This is a genomic window from Commensalibacter intestini A911 (assembly GCF_000231445.1).
Lineage (GTDB): Bacteria > Pseudomonadota > Alphaproteobacteria > Acetobacterales > Acetobacteraceae > Commensalibacter > Commensalibacter intestini.
Window position 1 is genome coordinate 748,643 of sequence record NZ_AGFR01000003.1, and the last position, 25,559, is coordinate 774,201.

A 25,559-nucleotide genomic window follows, 5' to 3' on the forward strand; every position below is an offset into this window, starting at 1 on the left:
TGATATTAAGAATTAATATCATTTGATATTGATAATCGTTCTTAATTGTGTTTATATATGCTTCATTGAATATCAAACCTTAAAAGACACCATAAGGATGGTTTATAATGAACGCATATTATCAACGCTATTTAACCCTTAAATCCGAACATACGGGTAAATTTGCTCGTGACTTTGCTGGCATGATTGGAATCAGCGAAGCAGAACTTTGTCATGCTCGGATTGGTGCCGATGCAAAGCCATTTACAACAGATTTTCCTGCTTTGTTAAAAGAACTACACAAAGTCGGTGAAACTATGAATATCGTTCGGAATGAATATGCCGTTCATGAGCATGTTGGACAATATGACAATGTAAAGCTGGGAAATCATGGTGGACTTGTCCTTAATCCAGGTGCTTTGGATCAACGTCTTTTTGTTGGAAAATGGGTTAGTGCTTTTTATATCAAAGAAATGACCAGACGCGGAGAAAAAGAAAGCATTCAGATTTTTGATGGTTATGGTGATGCTGTTCTTAAAATCTATAAAACAGATAATACTAACCGCCAAGAATGGGATGCATTAATTGAAAAATTCACTGTGGAAGCGCAAGATGAATTTACCGTATCTCAGTTAGAACACGTTTCTGAAAATGCATTTTTTGATGCGAAAAAAATTGAAGAAGAATGGCGTGCAATGACGGATGTCCATCAATTCTTTACTTTGCTCAACCGTCATAATGTTACCCGCCAACAAGCATTTTCTTCTGTCAGCGATAATCTTGCATGCCAAGTTGATAATAGTGCGCTTTCTCAAATCCTAGAAATGGCATTAAATGATGGCAATGAAATTATGGTGTTTATCGGTAGTCGTGGTTGCGTGCAAATCTTTACAGGCGTGATAGAGAAATTAACGCCAAAAGATAATTGGTTAAATATTTTCAACTCAAAATTTACGATGCATTTGATGGAAGATCAAATTGCTGAAACATGGGTTACTCGCAAGCCAACCAAAGAAGGTTATGTCACCAGCCTTGAACTCTTTGCCAAAGATGGCACGCAAATTGCTCAACTTTATGGGCAAAGAACAGAAGGGAACTTAGAGCAAGAAACATGGCGTAATCAAATTAATGCTATTTCAATGAAAGAAAAAGTAGCATGAAATTAGCGCATCTTTGTTTTGCTATGCTCTCTTTGTTGGTGACAACGGTATCTGCTCAAGCCAAAGAAAGAATTATTTCTATTGGTGGGGATGTAACTGAAATTATCTATGCTTTAGGTGCTCAAGACGAGTTGGTTGGTCGTGATACGACCAGCAACCAACCTGCTGCGGTGAATAACGTTAAAGATATTGGTTATATGCGCCAATTAAATACAGAAGGTATTTTATCATTAAAGCCAACAATGGTGATTACTAGTGATCTTGCGCAGCCTTCTGCGGTGCTAGAGCAAATTAAGAATGTTGGTATTCCAGTTGTTTATGTTTCTGGCAAACATTCTTTGCAAGCGATCCCTCAGAAGGTTGAGACCGTTGCCAAGGCATTGCATCGTGAAAAAGAAGCAAAGCCTTTGCAAGAAAATATAGATAAGACCATTGCATCTTTACCTTCGAAGCAACAGCCTATCAAAGTAATTTATATTATGGCGCATAGTGGGATTAGTAATCTTGTTGCAGGAAAGGATACGGCTGCGGATGCTGCTATTCATGATGCGGGTTTACAAAATGGAATGGGAAATACGTTGCATTATCAACCGATGTCACAAGAGGGCATCATTGCTGCGGCACCAGATGTGATTATGACTGATAGCGATGCAATTAAAACTATAGGTGGTGCGGATAATTTATGGAAATTACCTGGTGTTGCAATGACTCCAGCAGGGAAAAACCATAATTTGATTATTATTGATCAAATGGCATTGCTTGGGTTTGGTATACGAACACCTGAAGCAATTAAAGCATTACGTTCAAAGGCTGAAGCATTATCTCATGGATAAACGGTATTTTGTTTATCTTTTTATCCTATTATTGATTTTAATTGGATCAATAATAGGATCTGCAATGATTGGCCCAGTGCATTTATCATGGTCTTCTTTGTTTAATGCAGATCCACAGGATATGGATTGGCAAATTTGGATCAATATAAGGCTGCCACGTATTTTGTTAGCCGTGATTATCGGAATTGCTTTGTCGGTATCTGGAACAGTGATGCAAGGTTTGTTTCGTAACCCGCTTGCCGATCCTGGTTTGTTAGGGATCAGTAGTGGTGCAGGACTAGCTGTTGCGATTGCCTTGGTTATTCCTTTGGGGCTACCTGCTTTTTTATCCTTGTGGGTGCCTGTGATTGCGGCTTTTATGGGTAGCTTTTTGGTAACATTTCTTATTTTTCAACTAAGTAATTTAACAAAAGGTAATCTTTCCAGTTTATTGTTAATTGGAATAGCAATTAATGCTCTGGGAGGTTCTGCTGTTGGTATTTTGTCATGGATCAGTAATGATCAGCAACTTCGTCAGCTTTCTTTGTGGGGGATGGGAAGTTTAGGGCAAACACAATGGTCATTAATTATCATTACGTTATGCCTGATTATTCCAACGGTGATTTTAATCCAATGTCATGCCAAGCAACTGAATTTACTTCAATTAGGTGAGGAAGACGCGCATTACCTTGGGATTAATGTGCATAAAACTCAAAAACAATTATTGATTTTAAGTGCTATATTGGTTGGAACTGCAGTTTCAGTCAGTGGAATTATTGGTTTTTTAGGATTGGTTATTCCCAATGCGATGCGGTTAATTTTTGGAAATAATCATAAGATTTTATTGCCATCCTCAGCATTAAGTGGTGCAATTTTATTATTAGTTGCGGATACTTTGGCGCGCACCATGGTGCAGCCTGCGGAAATGCCCGTTGGATTATTAACCAGTCTTTTGGGTGGACCTTGGTTTTTCTGGTTGATTTTAAAAGAACAATGGAAGCGTAGATTATGAGTAATCAATTGAGCTATCGTTTAGAAGGTCAAAATATTTATTTGATTAAAAATAATCATCCTATTTTATCAGATGTTTCTATTACGCTTTCTCAAGGACAGTTAGTGACGTTAATTGGCCCCAATGGTGCTGGAAAGTCTTCGTTGTTTAAAGTGCTTACAGGATATTATGCTCCAACAAAAGGAGCGTGTTATTTAAAAGGAAAAAAAATACAGGATTGGCATAAAAAGGAGTTGGCAAAAGAACGTGCCGTGATGAAGCAACAGAGTCATATGCCATTTTCTATGTCGGCGATTGATATTATTAAGCTTGGTCGTTCACCTTGGGCAGAGCCTATGAATAAAACAATGATCGATGAAGTGATAGACATGACCCAATGTCAGGGGTTAGTTCACAAAGATTATGCTTTTCTATCTGGTGGAGAGCAACAACGAATACAGTTGGCTCGTGTTTTGGTGCAACTTTGGAGAGAAAAGGGGCCATCCGGGTGGTTATTTTTGGATGAGCCAACTTCTGCGCTTGATTTATATCATCAACAGCAGATGCTGCGTTTATTAAGAGAGTTAGTGCAGCAATTTCCTCTTTGTGTATGTATGGTTCTACATGATTTAAATCTTGCTTCTTTGTGGTCGGATCAAGTTTATTTACTTAATAAAGGATCAATTGTTGCCAAAGGAGATGTGTCAGAAGTCATTACAGAGCAAGTTTTAACTACTTGGTATGGTGCAGATTTAAAGATTATGCAGCATCATGAACATCAAAAGCCTTATGTGATGCTGTCCCCATAGTGAAATAATATCTGTAATAAATATATTTCATTAATAGTTTTTTTACGATTGCATCACATAAATAGTTTTCTTTCTCGTTTTTTTGAAATAATATTAGCACGCATTTAAATAAAGCATAATTTTATTACAACGAACAAAGTGATTATTTCATGATGGAAAAAGATAGTTCTGATGCCATGCCCAAATGGGGATCGACTGATACAATTTGGATGTTAAGCCTCTACGGAACTGCTATTGGTGCAGGGGTTTTATTTTTACCGATTAATGCGGCATCGGGTGGACTGATTCCTTTGTTAGTCATGGCTGTATTAGCTTTTCCAATGACTTTTTTAGCCCACAGAGCTTTATGTCGATTTGTTTTAAGTGGGAATGCAGATGATATTACAGTTGTTGTAGAACAACAATTTGGAAAACAATTAGGGTATATCATCACTGTTTTATATTGTTTTTCTATTTATCCTATTTTGTTGATGTATAGCGTGAGTTTAACCAATACGATTGAAAGTTTTATTCAATATCAATTACATTTTCCGCCACCTTCCAGAGCTGTTATTTCATTTATACTGATTGCAGGATTAATGTTGATCGTGCAGTTTGGGGAAATGTTAATTGTTAACGTAATGTCAGCTTTAGTTTATCCGTTTATTGCGATCTTAATGATTATTGCATTATGTTTAATTCCGCAATGGACTGGTGAAATCTTTAGGAATATCAGTCTATCAGGTGCTGTTCATCAAGGTGGGAATGGATTAATTTTGACTTTGTGGCTTTTAATTCCTGTGACTGTGTTTTCATTTAATCACTCACCGATTATTTCACCATTAGCTGTAGCTAAGACTAAAGAATATGGGAAATTCGCAGAACAAAAATGTTCTCAAATTATTAAATATAGTAATATTTTGATGGTGGTTACTGTTCTGTTTTTTGTATTTAGTTGTGCGTTATGTTTAACACCAGAAAACTTACAAGAAGCAAAAGTTCAAAATATTTCAATCCTATCTTATTTAGCCAATCATTTTCATACACCATTTCTTACGTGGGTTGCCCCATTAGTGGCTTTTATCGCAATGTGTAAATCTTTCCTTGGGCATTATTTAGGTGCAAAAGAGGGGATTTATGGCGTTGTGATTAAAACATTTAAATTTGCTGATGTGAAAGTGCATGAAACAAGTAAGGCACTACATGTATGTACGATTGTTTTTATTTTTATTACCGCTTGGATTGTTTCAATTTATAACCCGAATGTTCTAAATTTAATTGAATCAATTAGTGGACCATTATTTGCATTACTTTTATTTTTAATGCCAATGTATGCAATTCATACAGTGCCAGCATTATCTAAATATAAAGGTAAGAAAAGTAATATTTTTGTCACGATTATTGGTGCGATTGCTGTTTCAGCAGCAGTTTATCAGTTCTTTATTTAAGTTTGGATTAAAATACAGAATTAAAAAAGCCAACCTAAAAAATCTAGGTTGGCTTTTTTTGTAACTAACGTTTTATAAATTAACGTCCAATTTTACGAAGTGGTTTGCCACTCATAAGATTTTCTTCGATTTTTTCTAGGCTTACATTAGAGGTTTCTGGTATGAGCCAGAAGGTTACACCAATAAAGATTACATTCAAGATCGTATAAAGAAGGAATGTATGAGAAGAACCTAAATTATTAATTAATGTTAAGAAGGTGAAACCAACAACGAAGTTAGCAAGCCAGTTGGTAACTGTAGAAGCTGCAACGCCGAAATCTCTGCCTTGTAGAGGTTGAATTTCAGAGCATAAAGTCCAAACCAAAGGTCCAGCAGACATTGCAAAACCAACGATAAAGATAAGCAACATTGCAACACAGAAAAGCTGCATGGTAGGATCAGCAATATTTCCATTTCTCATTAAGAAGCTAATAACACCAAGACCGATAGCCATGACAGCAAAACCAGCATATAATGTAGGTTTACGTCCATATTTATCACAAGTTGCAATTGCGATAAAAGTTGCACCCACGTTTACAAGTCCAACGAGTGCGGTGAACCACAATGTTGCGCTTCCATGATATCCCATATCGCTGAAAATACGAGGTGCATAATACATCACAACATTCATCCCTGTGAATTGTTGCACAACCTGTAAGGTAACACCTAATCCTACGGAACGTCTAAAATTTTTGTTAGATAAAAATAAGCTAAATCCCTTTTTAGGACTTGTTACTTGGTGTTCAATATCTGAGATTTCTTGTTGAACAACGTCTTCATTTCCGCCGCGCAAGCTAAGCAAAATATCATATGCTTCCTGTTTGCGATTGCGCATTACCAACCATCTTGGGCTGTCAGGTAAAGAGAAAAGGCCTAATAAGAAAAGAATGGCAGGGAAGGCAATAATTCCTAACATCCATCTCCAAGCATCGTAATATCCTAAAATAGTATCTGAAATAAAAGCTAATAAAATACCGACAGTTACCATTAATTGATATGTAGAAATCATTGAGCCGCGTTTTTCTTCTGGGGCAATTTCAGCAATGTAGAGGGGAGCTGTTGTACTTGCAATACCGATAGCAAGCCCAAGAATAAAGCGCCAAATGGCTAAATCAACAATGCCGCCAGCTAGAGCACAGCCAACAGCAGAAATAATAAAGATCAATGCACTGAGGATTAAACAGCGATTACGTCCAAATTTAGCGGATGCCCATCCGCAAGATAGTGCACCTAAAGCAGCACCAAACATCATGCTACTAACGATTGTTTCAATATCGTGGTCTGTAGCTAAAAATTCTTTTTTAATTAGATCGTTTGCTCCTGACATTACACCAATATCAAGACCAAACATCAATCCAGCCAAAGAGGCTAAGAAACCGACCATGATAATGTTGTAAGAGGAAATATTCTTTGTATTCGTAGTAGAATTATTTTTCATAATATACGTACCTAAATATGTTATGAGGTATAGTATATTGCGAAAGAAATACTTAAAGGAATATCAAAAAATCGTGACTTATGATTTTAATTCAAAGCGTTGCTAAAGAGCTTCTCTATTAACTTAAAAGAAGCTCTGTTTAAAAGAGTTAAAATAAGAAAACAAGAAAGCTAATGCACCCCAATGCAATACAATAGAAACTAAAAGGGGTCAGTGCCATATTGTCATGATTTCGAAAATATCTCATTAGAATTGCTGTACTAATTAATGCTGTGATGCCGCCGATAATTGTGGCAATAAAGATGGTGCCTGTATTTTCGATAGGAATTTGATGACTATAGATCTTCCAAGTTTGATGAATGGTTGCAGCAAAAATTACAGGTAAAGCAAGTAAAAAAGAAAAACGAGCAGAGTTTTCATAAGATAGTTTACGCATAACGCCACCAACCATTGTTGCGCCAGAGCGAGATAAACCAGGGAAGAAGGCCAAACATTGGAAGCATCCGATAATAAGAGCATCTTTTGGAGTAAGCTCAGCAATAGAAATAGTTGAAGCTTGTATCGTATTCTTTCTAAGTTTTTCGGTGACAAATAACATGATGCCGTTAAGAATCAAAAAGATTGAAACCATGTCAGGTGTGGAAAAGAGCTGACGAATAAAACTTTCTAAAACAGCACCGATTACAATGGCAGGCAAGGTTGCAATGATGAGAAGCAAAAGAATGTAAATACTTTGTTCTCTAATGGCATTTCCGTCTTTTCCTAAGACTCCGCGAACTAAAGCATGCCAGTCTTTCCAAAAGAAAATTAGTAAGGCAAACATTGTGCCAAAATGTAGCATGACGATAAATGGTAAGAAAGTAGGGTCTTGAGGGCTAATTACCCATCCCAATAAAGCGGGAATGATAACTGCATGTCCAAGGCTACTGACTGGGAATAACTCGGTTGCACCTTGTAAAATTGCAATAAAAATGGCCTGAAGGAATGACATAGATACCGATCCGTGCTGTACGTATTTGTATTTTTGATATAAATATTCTAAAAGATAAAATAATCGAATATAAAATCTTATAATGACTATATCGTATTTTATCTTATATGAATATAATCATAACTATAAAATTTATGACAATATGAGGACTCTTAGAGTGAAAAGCAATAAAGTAAGCGCATATATAGCCAGCGGATTCGTACTCGTGGTTGCAATTGGCTTTTACTCTTATTCAAAAATGACAATGTTTGGGGTTAAAGGAGATAAATATCCCATCAAAGCTCAGTTTTACTCTGCTAATACATTAGAGCCTGGTGGCAGTGTAATTTTATCAGGAGTTCCAATTGGTGTCGTTCGTTCTATCGATTTAAATACAAAGACTTTTATGGCAGATGTCAGTCTAGAAGTGAATAAATCGATTAAACTTCCCAAAGATAGTAGCTTTAGTATTGGTTCGGTAGGAATGACCGACAGTGGATCTATTATGGTTCACCCAGGAACATCGAAAGAATATTTAAAACCAGATAGTTTTGTAACGAATACCCAACCTTATGCGAGTATCGAACAGCAAATTAGTAATTATATTTTCAATAGTGGTAATTTATCATCTAAATAACCATTGTTTCTTTTAGGGAAAGGGTTAGCTTTCCCTAAATATTAAATTATGATTTGAGTGATTTTAAAAGCGCGTGATCTGTACGGTCAAAGGTGAGGGGAGTGATAGAAATAGAGTTGTTATTAACAACTTGAGTTTCTGTATTTGCCAAATCATCTTTGATAGGACGATCAAAAGTTAACCAATAATATGGAACTTCGCGCGTATCTGTTTTAGAAAGCACATTAATATCTTCAATATATCCAACACCTTGTGTTGTAAATTCAATTGATTTTACTTCATCAGAAGGGCAATCAGGGAAGTTGACATTTAGACAAGTTCTTGGTTGTTGCCAAGGTAATGTCGCAAGCTTACGGAGAACTTCTGGTCCGTGATGATAAGCAGTTTCCCAATAAAGATCATGCCCATCTCTAAAATTCTGGCTAAATGCGATTGATGGAATACCTAATAAACATCCTGTCATGGCTGCACCAACAGTACCAGAAAAGATGGTTTCTAAACCTAGATTGCTACCACGATTAACACCAGATAAAATGAGATCGGGTTTATGAGGCATTAAATTTCTTAATCCCATGACGATACAGTCTGCAGGAGTGCCAGAGACAGCAAAATGACGTTCATCTTTTTTGATTGCGCGTAGGGGATTATGAATACTGACCGATTGAGAGGTGCCACTTTGATCTTTGTCAGGGGCGACAATCCATACTTCTTTGGCGATTTTAGAGGCTATATTCTCTAAGATTTTTATTCCAGGTGCATCAAAGCCATCATCATTCGTTAATAATACACGATCATAGAGATAAGACATAAAATTTCCTTTTAATATAAAATAAAATATATAAGGCAGATTTTAACATAGATTTATTGATTATGTCATGAATATGCAGCGAATATTTTGATTGTGATAAAAAACGTATAATATATATTATGCCAACTGATATAATAGAAGAAAGCAAATAAATGGTTATGGCATTAAATATGGCTCCATCCTGTATGTTGAAATTGCATGATCCGTTTTTGATGATCTATAAACTGAATTGAATCTTTATGCTCTGTGCAATAGCCAATTTTAGTTAAAGGAATATTTGCTTTTTTACTTTGTTGTATTGCCAGTGTTTCGTTATGCGCGGGTATGGTTAATAACAACTCATAATCATCACCGCCGGTTAAACAAGTTTCTAAATGTTGATGTCCTAGTTTCTGTGCAGGTTTGGATAATGGAATTAAGTCTGTATAAATGATAGCCCCTACTTTGCTTTCCCGTGCTAAATGCCCAAGATCTTGCACTAAACCATCAGAAATATCCATTCCTGCTGAGGCTATGTCTGTTAGGTTTAGTTCTAAACGTGGTTGTGGTAAATGGTAACGATGTGTTAAGAAGCCATCATTATCTTCAATTTCGTTTTTTAAAGCTAATAAACCAAGAGCACTATCACCAATGGTGCCACTAACCCAAATACCATCCCCTGCTTGAGCATTATTTCTACGAAGCGCTTTGTTTTTTAAAACTTTTCCAATAGCTGTTAGTGAAAAAAACATATGACTAGGATTGCTTGTCGTGTCTCCGCCTAATAAAGAAATATGAAATTGTTCTTGATCTTTTTGTAAACCATTGGTGAATTGTTCAAACCACGTTCGATTGAAACAGTGTTTAGGTAAAGAAACCGTTAAAAGATATCCAATAGGCTTTGCGCCCATACCAGCTAAATCTGATAAATTACAACGGAGTAATTTTTGAGCAATTAAATCGACAGGATCATTGGCAAAGAAATGAACGTTCTCTACCATAGCATCTGCGGTCAATACTAATTCATACTCCGGTTCAACTGATAATAATGCTGCATCATCAGTTAATCCTAAAGCTCCTTTTCCTGCCAATTTTTTTATATATTGGTGAATAAATTGGAATTCTGGAGCTAAAGAATTATCCATGATGAAATCTATGTATTGTCAGATACACTATCTGGTGCAGATGGTATTGTTGGACGTAGTTGACGTCCAATAGTATCTAATATTCCGTTAATTAATGAGGATTCATCGCCGTCACAAAAAGCATGGGTGACATCAATATATTCATTGATGATTACTTTTGTTGGTGGTTCACTGGCGTCACTTAATAGTTCTGTAATTGCTGCTCTTAAGATCGCTCTGATAATTGGATCAAGACGATGTAAAGGCCAATCTTTAGGTAAAGCTTTGGTTAAAATGATGTCAATTTCAGAGTGTTGATGGACAAAGTTCCGAATGATATCTCTAAATAAATTAGTGTTCGGAATATATGCTTTTCCATCATTGTAAATTTCTTCATTACATTGGGGATCAATTCGATACAGTAAAAATTGTTCAATAATTAAATTAGCAGCTTTTTCAGTCCCTTGCTCCCATTGGAATAACGCTTGAATTACGGCTATTCTGGTTAAAGTTCTGGGGCGTTTGACTGTTTGTGAATTCGTATTCATTTTTAACCTAAAGTGAAGTTCTTTACTGTTTAGTAAAATTATTATTTATCGTGATGTTCCATTGTTTGCAGAATTTCTGCGAAATCTTTAACGTCTTTAAAATCAGAATATACGCTGGCAAAGCGAACATAGGCTACTTTGTCGATATCTTTTAAAATCTCCATCGTTGTTCTGCCAATTGATTCTGATGAAATAACATTTTCACCAGAATCAACAAATTGTTTTTCCAATTTATTAGCAATTTGATCAATAACTTCTGCTGATATTGGGCGTTTTCGTGTTGCCAGTTCAATTGAACGAATGAGTTTTTCTTTATCAAAAGGTACCCGTTGCCCACTACGTTTTAAGACCATTAACTCTCTTGTTTGAACCCGTTCAAGAGTGGTAAATCGCTCATTACATTTAGTACAAACACGCCTGCGACGAATAGCGGTTCCATCTTCTGTGGAACGGCTATCTTTTACCATGGTATCTTCGTTTCCACAAAAGGGACAGAACATATTTACTATAAACCTTTATGATTTAATTTTGTATTATATATAAATTATTATGATTTAAAATATTATATAAAATGAATGATCTATCAAAACAATCATTCATTTTATATTTAAACTTAAATATCTAAATTTGCTACTTTAAGTGCATTATTTACAATAAATTCTTTTCTTGGTTCAACCACATCTCCCATTAAGGTCGTAAAGACTTGATCTGCATCTTCACTCTCTCCAACTTTGACCTGTAATAAGGTTCTTGTTGATGGGTCTAAGGTTGTGCTCCAGAGTTGATCGTCATTCATCTCCCCCAACCCTTTAAAGCGGTTGATCGCAAGACCTTTTTTTCCGTAATTTAGTAGTTTTTCGTATACACCACTTGGCCCGCTTATTTTTTCTTCTTTATTATCAATGGTTAAAGTTGCACTTTCGTGGAAGTCACGAGCCATTGAATCTTGATGTGTATTGATCCATTGAATGTTTCTGCCTTTGAGGACAGATGCTGGAATGAAATAGTTTTCTCCAACGCCACGAACTGTTCGACCAATACCAATACCAGTATCATCACTGGTAACTTTCCAGCTTTGCTCATTTGGCAAAGATAAAGCATTTAATCTATTTTGGAAATCTTCAAGATATTGTTGTGATTCTGCAGGATCAGCATGTAAGAACTTACTAATAACGGCTTGTTCTAAGATCCATAAAGGTGCGTGCTTTTCCAAAGATTGTAGTTTTTGAGTGATTTTTGCGTATTCCAGAACTCCAGCTGTTAGCGCATCGCCTGCAACGCTATTTCCATTAGAAAAAGCTAAAGATGCATTTTGCATGGCTTTGCCAAGTAAATATTCTTCCAATGCATCATCATTCTTTAGGTAACGTTCATCATTTCCACGTTTTGCACGATATAAAGGTGGTTGTGCAATATAGATGTAACCTTTTTCAATAAGTTCTGGCATTTGGCGGAAAAAGAATGTGAGTAATAAGGTGCGAATATGAGATCCATCAACGTCAGCATCTGTCATGATGACGATTTTATGATAGCGTAGTTTTTCAATAGAAAACCCGCCTTGATCGACTTCACCACGTCCAATACCAGTGCCCAGAGCTGTAATTAATGTGCCAATTTCAGCAGAATTTAACATTCTATCAAAACGTGCGCGTTCGACGTTTAGGATTTTACCTTTTAATGGTAAAATTGCTTGGAAACGACGGTCTCTTCCCTGCTTTGCAGTTCCACCAGCAGAATCTCCCTCAACAATAAAGATTTCAGATTTTGAAGGATCTCTTTCTTGGCAGTCAGCTAGTTTTCCAGGCAGAGAAGAAATATCCAAAACGCCTTTACGACGGGTTAGTTCCCTAGCCTTACGTGCCGCTTCACGAGCAGATGCAGCATCAAGAGATTTAGAGATAATGATCTTGGCTTCTTTGGGATGGGTTTCAAACCAATGCCCCAAAGCATCAGCAATACAACCTTGCACGACAGGTTGAACTTCGGAAGAAACAAGTTTGTCTTTAGTTTGTGAGGAAAATTTGGGATCTGGAACTTTAACAGAAAGAATAGCGGTCAGCCCTTCTCTCATATCATCTCCAGTTAACGCCACTGTTTCTTTTTTACTCATTATGCCTTCAGCATATTTTGTAACAACGCGTGTCAATGCTTGTCTAAAACCAGCTAGATGAGTTCCACCATCTTTTTGTGGAATATTATTTGTAAAACAAACAACTTGTTCGTTGTAACTGTCATTCCAGACCAAAGAACATTCTACTTTAATGTTGCTTTTTTCGTGGTAAACATCGCCATTGATAGGTTCAATAAGGTTATTCTTTGCTCTTGTCATCCATTTAACGAACTCTTCTAAACCACCTTCATAATGAAAATGATCAGTAATTGTTTCGTCTTCACGCTCATCGGTAACACTAATTTTAAGGCCAGAATTTAGAAAAGCGAGTTCACGAAGGCGGCGGGTTAAAATGCCTAACTCAAAAGTAACATGGGTAAAAACTTCATGACTTGCTTTAAACGTAACTTCGGTGCCTGTGGGTTCATCACTAGGGCCAATTTCTTTTAACGGGCATGTTGTATCACCATTTTCAAAACGAATAAAATGCTCTTTGCCATTTCGCCAAATTCTGACTTCCATCCACTCGGATAGAGCATTCACAACCGCAGCACCAACCCCGTGTAATCCCCCTGAAACTTTATAAGAGTTTTGGTTGAATTTTCCACCAGCATGGAGTTTTGTTAAAACGACCTCGGCAGCACTGATTCCCTCTTCTGGATGAATATCTGTTGGAATACCGCGTCCATTATCCCTAACAGTAATGCTGCCATCAGCATTTAAAGTTAAGGTACACGCATCTGCATATCCTGCTTGAGCTTCATCAACGGCGTTATCAATAATTTCAAAAACCATATGGTGTAATCCAGATCCATCATCTGTATCACCAATATACATACCAGGTCTTTTTCTGACGGCTTCTAGTCCTTTTAATACTGAAATAGAAGATGCGCCATATTCATCATTATCGGCTGTATTTTGAGATGAATCTTGTGAAGGATTTTGTGGGGTGACCATAATCGATAAGGCTCCGAGGATAACAAAGTCGTTATCTTTATTAAATAAAATAGATAGATTTAAAAGTTAGAAAAACCATAGCAGATTTTAAAGAAAAAAGGAAATATTCACATGATTTTTCCATGATTTATTTGCAAAAATTCTGCTTCTCCAGCACATTGTTCAAAAGAGGAGCGATCTGTGCCCGTTAAGATGGTGAAACTTTCAAGATTTAATAAGGTTGAAAGTAGAATTTTTCGGTGATTTTCATCTAAATGAACCAAAGGTTCATCCAGCAATAAGATAGGTAAATTAATGTTTTGGCTTTTGATTAATTCGGTTAATTTTAAGATAATTCCGATTAATAAAGCTTTTTGTTGGCCAGTACTTGCTAAGTTAGCGGGCGTTCGAGTTCTTTTTTCGATAAATAATACGTCTGCACGATGTATCCCAAAACGCGTTGAGCGGTTCTCAGCATCTGAGAAGCGGTCTTTTTGCCATTGTTGGCGTAAGAAATCTTCCACAACCAAAGAAGGTTCTTTTAATAAACGATCCGCAATTGGACATTGTAATTTTAAAGTGGCCTCAGGAAAAGCGCCTTCAATAATTGTGAGTTGGTTCATTTGTTGGATAAAGGTATTGCGTGTTGCGGTGATAGCAACAGCATGTCTAGCCATAGATTCTTCAATTGCGTTAAGCCAGTGAGGATCAAAATTTTTCAGAGCTAGGAGCTTATTGCGCTGACTCATAGATTTTTCATAAGCAAAGACTTCTTTGGTATGAAAATTTTCCATTGTAATAATTAAACGATCCAGAAAACGTCTGCGTCCGCCTGCGCTTTCTGAAAATAATTGATCCATTTGTGGGGTTAACCAGACAGCTGATAAATATTGAGAAATTTCATGCTGGCTACGGACTGGTGTATCATTTAATCGAAATTGTTTTTTATTCGAGTTGGATATACATCCTGTGGCGATTTCAATATCACTCATCATGGGATGGGAAAATTGTCCAATAATCCCCCAGCCCTGGTGTTGACGACCTATTTGAGCAAGATCTTCAACACGGCTTTTTCTTAACCCTCTGCCAGGAACCAATAAAGATAAAGCTTCGAGTAGATTGGTTTTGCCACTTCCATTTGCTCCATAAACAACAGTTTTTTGAGCGTTGGGTGACCAAACCAATCGGTCATAATTACGAAAGTTGGTTAAGGTAAGACGAAGAAGTGATGTCATCCTTAACTTTACACAGTAACAACGTTAAACATTAAACTCGCATTGGCATAAGAACATATAATGCAGACATATCATCAACATCACGAACAATGGTTGGTGCGGAGTTATCTGCTAATACAAATTCAACTTGGCTATCAATTTGATCGGTAATATCATTTAAATAGCGTGCTTGAAATCCAATTTCCAATGGGCCACCATCATATTGAACTTGCGTATCGTCAAGTTCTTCTTTGGCATTCCCTTGATCTACACTGCTTGCAGATAAAATTAATGAATTATTATCCAAAGATAATTTTACAGGTTTAGAACGCTCCATGCTAATTGCGGCTACACGAGCGACTGCAGTTGCAAAATCTTTCTTACTAACACGTAAAATCTTTGTATTATTTTTAGGAATAACGCGCTCATATTCAGGGAATGTGCCATCAATTAGTTTTGATGTTAGGGTAATATCACCGAATTTAATTTGAATACGGGTTTCAGAAACAGATAATTCAATTGTATCATTTGCTTCTTCAAGAAGTTTGTAAGCTTCATAAACGGTTTTACGAGGAATGATAATGCCAGGAATGTTTTCAGAACCTTCTGGCATGATACTCTCTACTCTAGCCAAACGATGCCCATCAGTTGCGACGGCACAAAGTTTTTTCTCCCCTTCACTCGTTTCCATAATATGTAAGTAAATACCATTGAGATAATAACGAGTTTCTTCGGTTGAAATTGCAAAACGTGTTTGTTCAATGAGTTTTTTTAGCGTTTCTGTAGGAATATTAAACTGATGAGGAAACTCACCAGAGGTCATTGACGGAAATTCGTTAACACTTAATACGTTTAAACTGGTTGCATATTTTCCTGCACGTAAAGAAAGCGGCATATCATCACTGGTATGTGTCAGCTCGATTTGTGCAGTATCGGGAAGTTTACGAACAATTTCATATAAAACAGATGCTGGTGCAGTAACAGAACCATTTTCTAAAGATTCAGCAGGAATGCTTTCAACGATTGCAATTTCCATATCTGTTGCGGTTAATGTCATCAGCCCATTTTGAACTTCGATTAAAACATTGGCAAGAATGGGGATCGTATTGCGTTTTTCTGCAACACTTTGAATATGTGCCAGGGCTTTAAGTAAAATAGTACGATCAACCTTCAGCTTCATTGACTATGACCTATCTGTAATATGTAAACATTTAAATATGCTATGAATCTTTATCTTTTATCAGGAATTTTGGCTAATTTCCATTAAAAAATGAATTAGCTTTCCAACATTCTGCGTAATAGTTCGACATCTTCAGCAAAAGCACTGTCTTTTTCAATTAATTCTGAAATTCGACTGATGGCATGCATCACAGTCGTATGATCTCTATTGCCAAATTTACGGCCAATTTCAGGTAAAGAACGACTGGTTAGTTGTTTTGCTAGGAACATCGCAATTTGTCTTGGTCTAGCCACAGCTCTGGCTCTGCGTGCAGAAGTCATGTCCGTTTGACGAATATTGCAGTGTTCAGCGACCTTTCTTTGGATTTCTTCAATGGTTACACGACGTTCATGGGACTTTAAGATATCGTGTAGAACCTCTTGAGTGGCCTCTAAGGTGATGGGACGGCCAAAAAGATTAGCATGTGCAATCAAACGGTTTAACGCACCCTCAAGCTCACGAACGTTTGTTGTGATTTTATGGGCTAAGAATTCCATTACTTTAGGGGAGATCGTGACATTTGCAGAAGCAGCTTTTGCTTCTAGGATAGAAATTCGTAATTCATATGTTGTTGCATGAATATCGGCAACCATCCCACATCCGAGACGTGTGCGAAGACGATCTTCTAATCCGGAAAGATCAGACGGAGATTTATCAGCAGAGACAATGATTTGTCTGCCTGCATCAATTAGAGCGTTAAATGTATGAAAGAATTCTTCTTGTGTATTATCTTTACCAATCAAGAATTGCAAATCATCGATCATTAACACATCAACAGAACGAAGCTCTTCTTTGAATTCAATCGTAGATTGTGAGCGAATAGAAGCAATGAAGCGATACATAAATTTTTCTGCAGACATATAAGAGACAGAAATATTTCCTGCTTTTGCTAGTTCAAAACCAATCGCGTGCATTAAGTGAGTTTTACCTAACCCTACACCACCATACAAGAATAATGGATTAAATCCAGGGCTTGAAGGGCGTTCTGCAACACGTCTGGAGCACGCATATGCAAATTCATTTGGTTTGCCGACAATGAAATTATCGAATGTAAAGCGTGGATCGAGTTGTGTTTGTGTCGGAAGTTTACTTTCTTCTTCTTTTGAATCCGTAGCTGTTACAACTTGAGGAGTATTTTTTATTTGGGCTGCTTGTTGAGGTATAGTAATATCTTCAGATATTGTTTGTGTAGCTGCTATTTCTTCGTTTGCAATGGTTGTTTCTGAAGGAATACTTGTTGTTTCGGCTGGTGCTGATAGTGCGAGCTCAACACGACGGATTTGTGAGAGTTCACTATTCCAAAGTTGATTTAACTTGCTATTATATTGAGAGCGTACCCAATCTCTTAAAAAACGAGTAGGTAAATAAAGGGTGAGTTCATCCTCTTCTATTCCACCTAAAGTGATTTGCTGTAACCATGTGCGATATTCAACTTCACCGACTTCTATTTTTAAACGGCTACAAATTCTCTCCCAATGAATTTCTAAGATAGATTTCAAGGTTGCAGGATCTGCATCTTTTAAAGATAAAGTAAACTCGTTAGATTCTTCGGTAAAATCAGACATTGGCTAAGGTGGCTCAGTTCTTGGGTTTGAAGTCAGATAATGAGTAGAGTGCTTAAGATACACCTCTTCATTTTTTTTATAAAGTCTCAAATAATTTTATTATGTCATTAGACAAAAAAAATCCGATGAATGAGAACATTCGTCGGCTTCTTTTCTGAGCTTCATAAACAGAGTAAGCAAAAGGTTGATATAGCCTTTTGCTTATCTATTATTTTACTTTACACAGGATTAAGCAGAGACAAGGCTTTTAATTCTGTGAGATAGACGAGAAATTTTACGTGCAACAGTGTTTCTGTGTGCAACGCCTTTCCCACATGCTCTTTGCATTTCTGGTTGAGCATCACGAAGAGCTGCAACAGCTTCTTCTTTGTTACCAGCAGAAATTGCTTCTTCTACTTTTTTGACAAATGTACGTACTCGTGATCTGCGAGCCTTGTTTCTTTCGGTACGTTTTAACGTTTGACGTATACGCTTACGCGCAGATGCGATATTCGCCATGGATTTCCTGTTTAACTTTTTTCTATTAATACAAACATAATATCAATCAAATTGATATACTAATTAATGTCAGATTTTTAATCTCTTATTCGCGTCCCGTCAAGAAAAAACTCTTTTATTTTTGACATATATCACAATAAAAGCTCGACCTTCCTGCCTGAACCACTCGTTTTATTACGCTTTTCTTTTGTTTTGTCAAACAATTTAAACAAAACTCCCCTTCTTTTCCGTATACTTTCCATTGCATTTGGAAATATCCCTTTTTACCATTGGCATGAACATAATCGCGCATACTCGATCCGCCAGCTGCGATGGCTTGGGTTAAAATTGTTTGAATACCTTGAATTATTCTTTGGATTTCTATTTTAGTGAGTGTCTTTGATTCTCTGAGTGGGGAAATACCAGCAAGCAATAAAGCTTCGCAGACATAAATATTACCAAGTCCTGTAATAATATGTTGGTCTAACAAAGTAACTTTAATGGATTGTTTTTTGTTCTTTAATTTTTCTAGTAGATGCAGGAATAATTTATGTTGATGCGTATCATCTCCCAAAGGCTCTGGCCCCATATGTATTAATAAAGTGTGATTTTCTTCACTTGGAAATAAATCAATCATCCCGAAACGTCTTGGGTCAATATAGCTGAGTCTTTGTTCTTCTTTAGTGATCAGTGTAAAATGTTCATGTTTTACAATGGGTTCGTCTTTGATATTTGGACGGACAATCATTTTTCCAGACATTCCCAAATGAAATAAAATAGTTTGTTGGTTATTTAGCTCGATTAAGATATATTTACCACGTCTGGTAAAATGAATCATTTTGGCATGCGTAATAACAGACTCTAGTTCTTTTGGGATTGGTTGACGCAATGTATCACGGTGACGTTGAACAGATATAATTGTCTGATTGGTTAGATTGTTTTCTAATCCGCGTTTAATTGTTTCGACTTCGGGTAATTCTGGCATAGGTTTTTCTAAAAAATAGTTTTATGAACATGAATAATAATAACAATCATTCTTCTGGTGAAGAAGATCAAGTCACAGATTTTGGATTTCGTAAAGTTAATGAGAACGAAAAATCCTCAATGGTTAAGGCTGTATTTGATAGTGTGGCCTCTAAATATGATGTGATGAATGATTTGATGTCTTTGGGAATTCATCGTGTTTGGAAACAAATTTTCATTCAAGAACTTGCCCCAAGACCGAATCTTAAATTGCTAGATTTAGCAGGCGGTACAGGTGACATTACATTTGGCTGGTTAAAACGTGGTGGTGGCCCTGCTTATTTGACAGATGTGAATTATAGTATGTTAAGTGTTGGGCAAAGTCGTGCTTTTGATAAAGGTTATGTTAAAAACATTAATCTTTTTTGTGTGAATGGCGAACAAATCTGTTTACCTGATCGTTCTGTGGATCGAGTAACCATTTCTTTTGGATTGCGTAATTGTACGCATAAAGACAAAGTGTTAGCAGAAGCTCGCCGTGTTTTAAAACCAGGTGGACGTTTTTTATGTCTAGAATTCTCTAAATTGATTATTCCTATTTTGCGTCCATTATATGATGCATGGTCTTTTCAAGCGCTTCCTCGCCTTGGTGAAATCATCGCCAAAGATGGTGATAGTTATCAATATTTAGCTGAAAGTATTCGGATGTTTCCTGATCAAGAAACATTAAAAGGAATGATGGAAGAAGCTGGATTGGAACGCGTTACTTATCAGAATCTTTCTGGAGGTATTGCTGCAATCCATTCAGGATGGCGGATTTAATTTTAGTGATGTTGTTTTAAGGGGCTTAAAGCGTGAAAAGAAATATTCTTTTAATTATTAGTGGTGGTATCGCCGCTTATAAAGCCCTTGAATTGATACGATTATTTCGCTCTAAAGAAATGAATGTAAAATGCATTCTTACTAAAGGTGGAGAACAATTCATAACACCCCTTTCAGTGCAAACATTGAGCGGACAAGAGGTCTATCAAGATTTATTTGAATTAACAAAAACGAATGAAATTGAACATATTAGCTTAACGCGACAGGCGGATATGGTGGTGATTTATCCTGCGAGTGCAGATTTAATGGCAAAAATGCGTGTTGGATTGGCGGATGATTTGGCAAGCGCATTATTGCTTGCAACCCCACCCTCTACGCCTATTTTTGTAGCACCTGCAATGAATGTTCAAATGTGGGAGAATGCAGCAACGCAAGAAAATATAGAGACATTAAAAGCTCGAAGCATTCATTTTGTCGGCCCTGATCAAGGGGATATGGCTTGTGGAGAGTATGGTTATGGTCGTTTGGTTGCTCCTGAAACCTTGTTGCATCATATTCAAAACTTTTTTAATACGTCCAAAGCATTATCAGGAAAAAAAGCTTTAGTAACAGCAGGCCCTACCTATGAACCCATTGATCCAGTCCGTTTTCTAGGAAACTATTCTTCTGGTCGACAAGGTTATGCCATTGCTGAAAGTCTACGTGATGCTGGGGCAGATGTGACATTAGTGTCTGGGCCGGTTGCTTTGCCTCTACCGGATAATATTCGTCTTGTGTCAGTTCAAACAGCTCAAGAAATGTTGCATGCTTGTTTACAAGTTCTTCCTGTTGATATTGCCGTTATGACCGCAGCAGTGGCTGATTGGCGAGCAAAAACAGTTGCTACCAAAAAAATTAAAAAAACAGGTGGCGCAGAAACGCCTTCTTTTGAATTAACAATTAATCCAGATATTCTAGCAACAATTTCCCAGAAGGACTCTCGTCGACCTAAGTTAGTTGTTGGGTTTGCTGCGGAAACTAATGATTTGTTAGAGAATGCGGAAAGCAAAAGAAAACGGAAAAACTGTGATTGGATTGTGATGAATGATGTTAGCCCAGCTACAAAAATCATGGGAGGAGTCGAAAATGAGGTGACAATCTTGTCATCCTCTGGTAAGCAACATTTTAAACGCGCCGATAAAAAAGAGATTGGTCGTTTATTAACTAAAGAAATCATTGAGTTTTTTAATCATTAAACCATAAGGGGTAACGTTATGACATTACCACCCTACCCTACTATTTTGGTAAAACGGTTGGCACATGCCAAAGATTTACCATTACCCTCTTATGCGACTGCTGGTGCAGCAGGTATGGATTTATTGGCAGCTGTTGATGAGCCCATTACGCTTTTATCTAATGAAAGAATATTAATTCCAACGGGTTTGCAAATTGCTTTGCCTGTGGGGTATGAATTGCAAATTCGCCCACGCTCAGGCTTGGCGTTAAAGCATGGCATTATTGTTCCGAATTCTCCAGGTACGATTGATGAAGATTATCGCGGGGAAATTAAAGTTATTATTTTAAATACGGGTAAAGACGCTTTTTTTATAGAGCGTGGAATGCGTATTGCACAAGCTGTACTAGCCCCCGTTGTGCGTGGCGTATGGCAAGAAACTGATATATTAGATGACACCGAACGATCGGGTGGTGGTTTCGGCAGCACAGGCCATTAGTTTTCATTAATATTATGAAAACTTAGGTGCTGCTGTCTTGTTTTGATAACATACCATCACTACTTTTCTTCAATCTATCATTATATAAGGATAAAGGCGGGTTTCATGGCAAGAGAAAATATCCCCGCCAGCGTTGCTGCTCGGGCAAAACCGAATCTATTTGATGTTATTACAATCCTGTGTGTGATTGCACTTGGGGTTGCCATTGCATCGGCAACGCGGCATGTAATACAACCAATCAGCGCAGAAAATGCGCAGGTTATTAGTCTGGATCCAATTAATTTACCAGAATATGCCTTGCGCACAACATTACGTATGTTTGCAGCGCTTTTTGCATCTTTAATTTTTACGTTTACTTATGCGGTTGTCGCAGCGAAAAGTAGACGTGCAGAAATGATTTTGGTGCCGATTTTAGATATCTTACAATCAGTACCAATTTTAGGTTTCTTGACCTTTACTGTTGTCTTTTTTATGGGGTTATTCCCTGGACAAATTATCGGGGTTGAGTTGGCTGCTGTCTTTACTATATTTACCAGCCAAGCTTGGAATATGGCCTTTAGTATGTATCAATCTTTAAAGACCATTCCAGAAGATATGAATGAAGCAGCTCGATGTTTTGGGTTAACCAGTTGGCAACGTTTTTGGAAGTTGGAAGTTCCAGCCGCAATGCCAGGATTGATCTGGAATATGATGATGTCCATGTCTGGTGGATGGTTTATGATTGTTTACTCAGAAACTATTACCGTTGGTGATACAAATATTACCTTGCCTGGAATAGGTTCTTACGTTGGCACTGCCATTGCACATAAAGATTTAGCAGCTATTTTTTATGCAATCGGGGCTATGTTATGTGTGATTTTGGCATATGACCAATTATTATTCCGTCCATTAGTTGCATGGTCTGCAAAGTTCCGCTTTGAAACAACAAATAGTGATACAGATACAACGCCTTGGATGTTGCGTTTAATGCATCGAACCAGCTTTTTGCGTTGGGGAACGGATTATATTGAGAAGTTCTCTCATATGATTGCAACGTTACCGATTGGCAAAAGACCTTTCAGTATCTCTAAATCACACCAGATTATGTCAACTAAAACAGTTGATGTAATTTATGTTGCTTTTTTATGTTTGCTTGGGCTTTTTTCGGCATATTATATTTATTTATCTATTCATGATCAGCTAACGTTTGGTGAAGTTATTCATGTTATTTGGTTAGGATGTTTGACGCTATTTCGTGTTGTCGCCATGATTGCGGTTGCGACGATTATTTGGGTGCCGGCTGGAATTTGGTTGGGATTAAGACCACAATGGGCAAAAAGAACACAAGTTGTTGCCCAATTTATGGCAGCTTTCCCTGCCAACTTATTCTTTCCATTCTTTGTGGTTGGAATTGTTCATTTTGGATTAAGTAGCAATATTTGGCTAACCCCCTTAATGATTTTGGGAACCCAATGGTATATTCTTTTTAATGTGGTTGGTGGAGCGTCTACTTTCCCTGGTGATTTGCGTGAAGCAACGAAGACTTTCCATATTAAAGGATGGTTGTGGTGGTCAAAAGTGATGTTGCCTGCAATCTTCCCTTATTATATCACAGGGGCTTTGACAGCATGTGGTGGGGCATGGAATGCTTCGATTGCGGCAGAGCTTGCCAGTTGGGGTGATAAAACTTTGGTTGCGGAAGGTCTAGGATCTTATATTGCTGAAGCAACAATCGCTGGAAACACGTTCCAAGTTGGTTTGGGCATGGTGATCATGTCTGCCTTTGTTATTTTATTTAATCGTATAGTTTGGCATCCTCTTTATGAATTTGCTCGACGTCGCTTATCTTTCTCTTAAGAGGAAAAAATTATGAATACTCTTAATCATCAAGAAATTTTAATTCAAGTCAAAGATTGTAAGCAAGCATATCCCAAAGAAAACCATTCAGAATTAGTGGTGTTGGATGATGTTAATGTTACGTTAAAAAGTGGTGAGATCGTAGGGCTTTTGGGTCGTTCTGGTTCAGGTAAATCGACATTACTTAGAATTATCTCTGGCTTATTGACGCCAACCCAAGGTGAAGTGCGCTGGAAAGATAAATTGCTTTCTGGACCAGCTGAAGGGATTGCAATGGTTTTTCAATCATTTGCGTTGTTTCCTTGGCTTACGGTACAGGATAACGTGCAATTAGGGCTAGAAGCTAAAGGCGTTCATAAAAAAGAACGTGAAGAGCTTGCAGAAGATGCAATTGATTTGATTGGGCTTGGTGGGTATGAAAAAGCATATCCAAAAGAATTATCAGGTGGCATGCGTCAACGTGTCGGTTTGGCCAGAGCTTTGGTTGTACATCCAGACTTACTTTTAATGGATGAGCCTTTTTCTGCATTGGATGTTTTGACTGCGGAAAACTTAAGAACCGATTTAATCGAGTTATGGGTTGAAAAGAAACTTCCTGTAAAATCTATTTTAATGGTTACGCATAGTATTGAAGAAGCTGTATTAATGTGTGATCGCATTTTGATTTTTTCTTCTAATCCTGGGCGTGTGGCACATGAAATTAATGTGACCTTCCCTCACCCACGGAATAGAGAGTCTGTTGCTTTTCGTCAGTTAGTTGATCGTATTTATACATTGATGACACACCGTGAAGTTGAAACAGTAGATCCTAATAATTTAGGTAAACAACAAACAGAAAATAATCAATTTGTTGCAATTCCAGCTTTATCTATGAACTTAATGATTGGGATGATTGAAGCTGTGTTAGCTGAACCTTACTTAGGCAGAGCTGATTTGCCTAAGCTTGCACAGAGCTTACAAATGGAACTAGATGACTTATTACCTATTGGTGAAACGCTGCAAATGCTTGAATTAGCAGAGTTGGCTGAAGGTGATATGATTATTACTGACTTAGGTAAGCAATTAGTGAATGCTGAGTTGGAAGAACGCAAAGATATCTTCAGGCATAATATTGTTCAAAATATTGCATTAGTTCGTGTGATTCGTAGCGTACTTGATGAACGCTCCAATCATAAAGCTAGTGCCGAACGATTTAGAGATGAACTAAAAGATACAATGTCACCAGAATATGCTCGACACACGCTTTCTACTGTTATTGGTTGGGCGCGTTATGCCGAGATATTTGACTTTGATGAAGAATCAGATCAGTTCTTCTTGGATGAAGATGATAAAAACGTAAAAGAATAAAATTACCGATCCAGGTAATCGACGAATTCCTTACGAACTTTGAGCACCTTGGGGGCAATAACCGCTTGGCAATAAGCAACTTCGGGGTGCAGTTCAAAGTAGTTTTTATGTTCTACTTCTGCTGGATAGAAATGCTCTAACATTTTTATTTCTGTTGTAATAGAGGTATCCCAAATACCAGCTTTATTCATTTCATTTTTGATGGATAAAGCTGCTTCTTTTTGATCTTCATTGGCGGGTAAAATAATAGAGCGATATCGTGTTCCAATATCATCGCCTTGCGCATTTAATGTGGTTGGGTCATGAATTAAAAAGAATAGACGAATAACATCTTCAATGGATAATCTACTATTATCAAAAGTTACTTTTACAACTTCAGCATGGCCAGTTGTATCTGTATAAACTTCTTTATAAGTTGGATTGTTAGTATGACCTCCAGCATAACCAGGTTGAATCTCATGAATAGCTTTAAATTTATTTAACATAGCTTCAACACACCAGAAGCATCCTGCACCGAAGACTATTGTTTCTAAAGAATCTTTATTTATTTTATTCATATTTTCCCCCAATATTTAATAAGGCTATCATTACTAAAAAAACAGCTGTTGAAAAGACTTTTTCAACAGCTGTCATAATA

The 25,559-nt window shown here is 37.1% G+C and carries 24 protein-coding genes; 11 read left to right on the plus strand and 13 right to left on the minus strand.

Annotation, left to right across the window (positions count from 1 at the left end; translation table 11 throughout):
- Nucleotides 1–107 precede the first annotated feature (107 nt).
- From CIN_RS03780 to CIN_RS03800, 5 genes are all read left to right on the plus strand, one after another.
- Nucleotides 108–1,139: a hemin-degrading factor gene (locus tag CIN_RS03780; RefSeq protein ID WP_008853733.1), complete on the plus strand. Its 1,032-nt coding sequence runs from the start codon at nt 108–110 to the stop codon at nt 1,137–1,139.
- Nucleotides 1,136–1,972 (plus strand): heme/hemin ABC transporter substrate-binding protein, encoded by an 837-nt coding sequence (locus tag CIN_RS03785; RefSeq protein WP_008853734.1) that lies wholly within the window; start codon nt 1,136–1,138, stop codon nt 1,970–1,972. Before CIN_RS03780 ends, CIN_RS03785 begins: the two co-directional genes overlap by 4 nt.
- On the plus strand, nt 1,965–2,963 hold the full coding sequence (locus tag CIN_RS03790; RefSeq protein ID WP_040363758.1) for a FecCD family ABC transporter permease: 999 nt from the start codon (nt 1,965–1,967) through the stop codon (nt 2,961–2,963). Before CIN_RS03785 ends, CIN_RS03790 begins: the two co-directional genes overlap by 8 nt.
- Nucleotides 2,960–3,751: a heme ABC transporter ATP-binding protein gene (locus CIN_RS03795; protein ID WP_008853736.1), complete on the plus strand. Its 792-nt coding sequence runs from the start codon at nt 2,960–2,962 to the stop codon at nt 3,749–3,751. The genes CIN_RS03790 and CIN_RS03795 overlap by 4 nt, the downstream gene beginning before the upstream one ends.
- Nucleotides 3,752–3,900: 149 nt before the next feature.
- On the plus strand, nt 3,901–5,178 hold the full coding sequence (locus CIN_RS03800) for an aromatic amino acid transport family protein (RefSeq protein WP_139016924.1): 1,278 nt from the start codon (nt 3,901–3,903) through the stop codon (nt 5,176–5,178).
- 79 nt (nt 5,179–5,257) lie between these two features.
- Here the strand turns inward: CIN_RS03800 and CIN_RS03805 are convergent, their stop codons facing one another.
- Together CIN_RS03805 and CIN_RS03810 are read right to left on the minus strand one after the other, a co-directional pair.
- Nucleotides 5,258–6,655, minus strand: coding sequence for a sugar porter family MFS transporter (locus CIN_RS03805; RefSeq protein WP_040363759.1), 1,398 nt, complete (start codon nt 6,653–6,655; stop codon nt 5,258–5,260).
- 148 nt (nt 6,656–6,803) lie between these two features.
- Complete coding sequence (locus tag CIN_RS03810) at nt 6,804–7,646, minus strand: undecaprenyl-diphosphate phosphatase (RefSeq protein ID WP_008853739.1); 843 nt, start codon at nt 7,644–7,646, stop codon at nt 6,804–6,806.
- 157 nt (nt 7,647–7,803) lie between these two features.
- On the opposite strand from CIN_RS03810, the gene CIN_RS03815 reads away from it, so the two are divergent.
- The gene (locus CIN_RS03815) at nt 7,804–8,262 is read left to right on the plus strand and encodes an MlaD family protein (RefSeq protein ID WP_040363760.1); all 459 of its coding nucleotides are present in this window, start codon (nt 7,804–7,806) and stop codon (nt 8,260–8,262) included.
- Between the two features lie 46 nt (nt 8,263–8,308).
- Here CIN_RS03815 and surE read toward each other — a convergent pair whose 3' ends face one another.
- The 10 genes from surE to mutM all read right to left on the minus strand — a co-directional run bounded on the left by surE (nt 8,309) and on the right by mutM (nt 19,227).
- Nucleotides 8,309–9,070, minus strand: coding sequence for a 5'/3'-nucleotidase SurE (gene surE, locus CIN_RS03820; RefSeq protein ID WP_008853741.1), 762 nt, complete (start codon nt 9,068–9,070; stop codon nt 8,309–8,311).
- A 164-nt stretch (nt 9,071–9,234) separates the two neighbouring features.
- Nucleotides 9,235–10,194, minus strand: coding sequence for a thiamine-phosphate kinase (gene thiL / locus CIN_RS03825; protein WP_008853742.1), 960 nt, complete (start codon nt 10,192–10,194; stop codon nt 9,235–9,237).
- 8 nt (nt 10,195–10,202) lie between these two features.
- Nucleotides 10,203–10,721, minus strand: coding sequence for a transcription antitermination factor NusB (gene nusB, locus CIN_RS03830; protein ID WP_008853743.1), 519 nt, complete (start codon nt 10,719–10,721; stop codon nt 10,203–10,205).
- A 41-nt stretch (nt 10,722–10,762) separates the two neighbouring features.
- Nucleotides 10,763–11,221: a transcriptional regulator NrdR gene (nrdR, locus tag CIN_RS03835; RefSeq protein WP_040363761.1), complete on the minus strand. Its 459-nt coding sequence runs from the start codon at nt 11,219–11,221 to the stop codon at nt 10,763–10,765.
- Between the two features lie 113 nt (nt 11,222–11,334).
- The gene (gene gyrB / locus CIN_RS03840) at nt 11,335–13,788 is read right to left on the minus strand and encodes a DNA topoisomerase (ATP-hydrolyzing) subunit B (RefSeq protein ID WP_008853745.1); all 2,454 of its coding nucleotides are present in this window, start codon (nt 13,786–13,788) and stop codon (nt 11,335–11,337) included.
- A gap of 107 nt (nt 13,789–13,895) precedes the next feature.
- Nucleotides 13,896–15,002: a DNA replication/repair protein RecF gene (gene recF / locus CIN_RS03845; protein ID WP_008853746.1), complete on the minus strand. Its 1,107-nt coding sequence runs from the start codon at nt 15,000–15,002 to the stop codon at nt 13,896–13,898.
- 31 nt (nt 15,003–15,033) lie between these two features.
- Nucleotides 15,034–16,161 (minus strand): DNA polymerase III subunit beta, encoded by a 1,128-nt coding sequence (gene dnaN, locus CIN_RS03850; RefSeq protein WP_008853747.1) that lies wholly within the window; start codon nt 16,159–16,161, stop codon nt 15,034–15,036.
- Nucleotides 16,162–16,256: 95 nt separating this feature from the next.
- Nucleotides 16,257–17,765: a chromosomal replication initiator protein DnaA gene (gene dnaA, locus CIN_RS03855; protein WP_008853748.1), complete on the minus strand. Its 1,509-nt coding sequence runs from the start codon at nt 17,763–17,765 to the stop codon at nt 16,257–16,259.
- A gap of 228 nt (nt 17,766–17,993) precedes the next feature.
- Nucleotides 17,994–18,263: a 30S ribosomal protein S20 gene (rpsT, locus tag CIN_RS03860; protein ID WP_008853749.1), complete on the minus strand. Its 270-nt coding sequence runs from the start codon at nt 18,261–18,263 to the stop codon at nt 17,994–17,996.
- Nucleotides 18,264–18,378: 115 nt separating this feature from the next.
- A complete protein-coding gene (mutM, locus tag CIN_RS03865) occupies nt 18,379–19,227 on the minus strand; it encodes a bifunctional DNA-formamidopyrimidine glycosylase/DNA-(apurinic or apyrimidinic site) lyase (protein ID WP_008853750.1) in 849 nt (282 codons plus the stop codon).
- Between the two features lie 29 nt (nt 19,228–19,256).
- Between mutM and CIN_RS03870 the strand changes: the two genes are divergently transcribed.
- The 5 genes from CIN_RS03870 to CIN_RS03890 all read left to right on the plus strand — a co-directional run bounded on the left by CIN_RS03870 (nt 19,257) and on the right by CIN_RS03890 (nt 24,922).
- Complete coding sequence (locus CIN_RS03870) at nt 19,257–20,027, plus strand: class I SAM-dependent methyltransferase (protein WP_008853751.1); 771 nt, start codon at nt 19,257–19,259, stop codon at nt 20,025–20,027.
- A gap of 32 nt (nt 20,028–20,059) precedes the next feature.
- Nucleotides 20,060–21,262 carry a bifunctional phosphopantothenoylcysteine decarboxylase/phosphopantothenate--cysteine ligase CoaBC gene (gene coaBC / locus CIN_RS03875; RefSeq protein ID WP_008853752.1) on the plus strand — a complete coding sequence of 401 codons (1,203 nt, stop codon included), beginning with the start codon at nt 20,060–20,062 and terminating at the stop codon, nt 21,260–21,262.
- A gap of 18 nt (nt 21,263–21,280) precedes the next feature.
- Nucleotides 21,281–21,739: a dUTP diphosphatase gene (gene dut, locus CIN_RS03880; protein WP_040363762.1), complete on the plus strand. Its 459-nt coding sequence runs from the start codon at nt 21,281–21,283 to the stop codon at nt 21,737–21,739.
- 105 nt (nt 21,740–21,844) lie between these two features.
- Nucleotides 21,845–23,575, plus strand: a complete 1,731-nt coding sequence (locus CIN_RS03885) for an ABC transporter permease (RefSeq protein WP_008853754.1) — start codon at nt 21,845–21,847, stop codon at nt 23,573–23,575.
- Nucleotides 23,576–23,587: 12 nt separating this feature from the next.
- Complete coding sequence (locus tag CIN_RS03890) at nt 23,588–24,922, plus strand: ABC transporter ATP-binding protein (RefSeq protein ID WP_008853755.1); 1,335 nt, start codon at nt 23,588–23,590, stop codon at nt 24,920–24,922.
- A gap of 2 nt (nt 24,923–24,924) precedes the next feature.
- Here the strand turns inward: CIN_RS03890 and msrA are convergent, their stop codons facing one another.
- The gene (msrA, locus tag CIN_RS03895) at nt 24,925–25,479 is read right to left on the minus strand and encodes a peptide-methionine (S)-S-oxide reductase MsrA (RefSeq protein ID WP_008853756.1); all 555 of its coding nucleotides are present in this window, start codon (nt 25,477–25,479) and stop codon (nt 24,925–24,927) included.
- Nucleotides 25,480–25,559 lie beyond the last annotated feature (80 nt).

Bases quoted from the DNA above. Each gene is read 5' to 3' on its own strand.
- nusB (WP_008853743.1), bottom strand. From the start codon at position 10,721: ATGAATACGAATTCACAAACAGTCAAACGCCCCAGAACTTTAACCAGA.
- dnaN (WP_008853747.1), bottom strand. From the start codon at position 16,161: ATGAAGCTGAAGGTTGATCGTACTATTTTACTTAAAGCCCTGGCACAT.
- CIN_RS03805 (WP_040363759.1), bottom strand. From the start codon at position 6,655: ATGAAAAATAATTCTACTACGAATACAAAGAATATTTCCTCTTACAAC.
- rpsT (WP_008853749.1), bottom strand. From the start codon at position 18,263: ATGGCGAATATCGCATCTGCGCGTAAGCGTATACGTCAAACGTTAAAA.
- dnaA (WP_008853748.1), bottom strand. From the start codon at position 17,765: ATGTCTGATTTTACCGAAGAATCTAACGAGTTTACTTTATCTTTAAAA.
- dut (WP_040363762.1), top strand. From the start codon at position 21,281: ATGACATTACCACCCTACCCTACTATTTTGGTAAAACGGTTGGCACAT.
- mutM (WP_008853750.1), bottom strand. From the start codon at position 19,227: ATGCCAGAATTACCCGAAGTCGAAACAATTAAACGCGGATTAGAAAAC.
- CIN_RS03870 (WP_008853751.1), top strand. From the start codon at position 19,257: ATGAATAATAATAACAATCATTCTTCTGGTGAAGAAGATCAAGTCACA.
- CIN_RS03800 (WP_139016924.1), top strand. From the start codon at position 3,901: ATGATGGAAAAAGATAGTTCTGATGCCATGCCCAAATGGGGATCGACT.
- gyrB (WP_008853745.1), bottom strand. From the start codon at position 13,788: ATGGTCACCCCACAAAATCCTTCACAAGATTCATCTCAAAATACAGCC.
- nrdR (WP_040363761.1), bottom strand. From the start codon at position 11,221: ATGTTCTGTCCCTTTTGTGGAAACGAAGATACCATGGTAAAAGATAGC.
- CIN_RS03785 (WP_008853734.1), top strand. From the start codon at position 1,136: ATGAAATTAGCGCATCTTTGTTTTGCTATGCTCTCTTTGTTGGTGACA.
- CIN_RS03780 (WP_008853733.1), top strand. From the start codon at position 108: ATGAACGCATATTATCAACGCTATTTAACCCTTAAATCCGAACATACG.
- CIN_RS03795 (WP_008853736.1), top strand. From the start codon at position 2,960: ATGAGTAATCAATTGAGCTATCGTTTAGAAGGTCAAAATATTTATTTG.
- CIN_RS03790 (WP_040363758.1), top strand. From the start codon at position 1,965: ATGGATAAACGGTATTTTGTTTATCTTTTTATCCTATTATTGATTTTA.
- recF (WP_008853746.1), bottom strand. From the start codon at position 15,002: ATGACATCACTTCTTCGTCTTACCTTAACCAACTTTCGTAATTATGAC.
- CIN_RS03810 (WP_008853739.1), bottom strand. From the start codon at position 7,646: ATGTCATTCCTTCAGGCCATTTTTATTGCAATTTTACAAGGTGCAACC.
- msrA (WP_008853756.1), bottom strand. From the start codon at position 25,479: ATGAATAAAATAAATAAAGATTCTTTAGAAACAATAGTCTTCGGTGCA.
- CIN_RS03885 (WP_008853754.1), top strand. From the start codon at position 21,845: ATGGCAAGAGAAAATATCCCCGCCAGCGTTGCTGCTCGGGCAAAACCG.
- surE (WP_008853741.1), bottom strand. From the start codon at position 9,070: ATGTCTTATCTCTATGATCGTGTATTATTAACGAATGATGATGGCTTT.
- CIN_RS03890 (WP_008853755.1), top strand. From the start codon at position 23,588: ATGAATACTCTTAATCATCAAGAAATTTTAATTCAAGTCAAAGATTGT.
- thiL (WP_008853742.1), bottom strand. From the start codon at position 10,194: ATGGATAATTCTTTAGCTCCAGAATTCCAATTTATTCACCAATATATA.